Origin of the sequence: Novacetimonas maltaceti, assembly GCF_002906255.1 — a bacterium.
In the GTDB taxonomy this organism is placed as follows: domain Bacteria; phylum Pseudomonadota; class Alphaproteobacteria; order Acetobacterales; family Acetobacteraceae; genus Novacetimonas; species Novacetimonas maltaceti.
This window is the reverse complement of record NZ_POTC01000123.1, coordinates 1-2,008: the sequence shown is the minus strand read 5'-3', so window position 1 is coordinate 2,008 and position 2,008 is coordinate 1. Positions and strand designations below refer to the sequence as shown.

Annotated in this window: 1 protein-coding gene and 1 pseudogene; both read left to right on the top strand. The window is 51.5% G+C overall.

The features are described from left to right. Positions 1-539 precede the first annotated feature (539 nt). Positions 540-1,478, top strand: a complete 939-nt coding sequence (locus KMAL_RS16525) for a replication protein RepA (protein WP_087609072.1) — start codon at positions 540-542, stop codon at positions 1,476-1,478. Positions 1,479-1,555: 77 nt separating this feature from the next. Then, positions 1,556-1,882 (top strand): annotated as a pseudogene (locus tag KMAL_RS16520) (IS630 family transposase); the annotation flags it as partial. Positions 1,883-2,008 lie beyond the last annotated feature (126 nt).

Genomic DNA, 2,008 nt, shown 5'->3' with positions numbered 1-2,008 from the left:
CGGGAAAGCCGCTCTTCAACATCAAAAAAACCAGGCTGCTTCATATCGCCATTCCCTCAATCAACGCAGAAGAAATAGAATCATACAGAAGACCTCAAAACCAGGGGGTTTTTAGAACCCTCCAGGTTTATCCGCCGAACATCAAGGAAAATCGGGCTGTTAGAAGCCTCCTAACCTGAAAATTTCTCAGTTTTGAGGACTTTGACGGGGCGCCAAATTAGCGCTATCTGCAAATCGAGGACTCTGACGGGAAACTTGATGCCCTCAGAGATACCGATTCGCTACACCTCCCTTTTGCGAGGTGACCAACAGGGTACTGAGGACTGTAGCGGAAAAACTGAGGACTCTAGCGACACGTGCTTACGGAGCAAGCACGATTCGCATAAGTTATCCCGAGGACACTAACGGGACAAACTAATATTAGAATACAATTAGTTTTAACTAGTATTAGATCCCGCTACAGTCCTCAGAGACATTCTGAACAAATCCGTGCATCATGGACGCAGAATCGAGCCAACATACATATGCCTAGGGGAGCCATGATGGCGGAAGTGCATGACTTGCTTCAGGAGCATGGTCGACAGCATGTACTCCAGCTAGACATGGACCGCCGCGTCGTTGATGCGGCCGCCGCATATCTGACGGACGAAGATGCCGGACTAGGTTTCATGTATAGCGGCTGGGCACAAGCACCGCTCCCACATAAAAAACAACCCGACTCTGCACCTTGGCAAGTTCGCACCGACAGAGTTACCCTTCTCGTAGAACCAGGTCGACGAACGCTTCCGAATGGGGAACTTCAATGGATTGGTGTCCCATACGGAAGTCGAGCCAGACTTATACTGCTATATCTGCAAACCGAGGCTCTAAGAACCCAGAGTCGCGAAATTGAGCTCGGAAAGTCGCTTCGCGACTGGCTTAAGAAGATGAACATCTCTCCTGGCGGCAAAACGATAGCCGACGTAAGAGAGCAGGCACTCCGCATCACGCGCTGTCGTCTCACTTTCGAGGTCCAACAAGCAGGAAAGTCAGCATTAGTCCAACAACTTATAGTCGATAAGGCACTGTTTACGGAAGATGGCGAGGACTCTAGCGGGGGACAGCTTTTAGCGCGGACGAAGCTAAGTGAAACATTCTACGATCAGCTTCGTCGACATCCTGTTCCTATCCAGGAATCCGCAATTCGAGCGATCAGTAAACACTCGATGGCTTTAGACATATATTGCTGGCTTGCATATCGGCTGCATGTCCTCCAGAAGGACACGCCAATCACTTGGAAGGGTCTTCACGCCCAGTTCGGCGCTGGCGTAAAACGCCTAGACCATTTCCGTGATACCTTCTGCGCTCAACTCAACTTGGCGCTAGCAGTATATCCAGAGGCGGTAGTCAAACTGAGTGCTGTAGGTCTGACATTAGTTCCCTCACCTCCACCTGTTGAGCCAAAACGCACGGTAGTCACGTTTCCTAGGTCCCGCTAAAGTCCTCACTCAAAGTAGACGATGAAAACATCTGCGTCGCATAGAGGCAAATCAGTAGACTAATTGCGGACGAACAGTCGACGGACCCGCTATTTGTCGACAAGGTTCGGGATATTGTCGGTCTTTACATGTCGCCACCGAACCGCGCGATCGTGCTGTGCGTCGACGAGAAATCCCAGATCCAGGCGCTAGACCGCGAACAGCACGTCCTGCCCATGGTACCGGGCGTGCCGGAACCACGTACCCATACCTATCTCCGGAACGGTACGACGTCGCTGTTTGCAGCCCTCGACATCGCAACAGGTGCGGTAATCGGCAAATGCTACAAACGTCATCGTACCATGGAATTTCTCGATTTCCTGAAACGTATCGCCGCCGAGATCCCTGATGACCGGGATGTTCATAGAGGTGGTCCCCATTTTTCGGACAGGGCGATAAGCTATCATCTGGCCTGAACGAGGACGGGTTTTATGGGCAAGGTTACGCGGAAGAGGTATGCGGCAGAGTTCAAGTCACGGGTTGCGCTGGAG

What these genes read in the sequence shown, in the direction of transcription:
- KMAL_RS16525 (WP_087609072.1), top strand. Translation starts at nt 540, where the DNA reads ATGATGGCGGAAGTGCATGACTTGCTTCAGGAGCATGGTCGACAGCAT.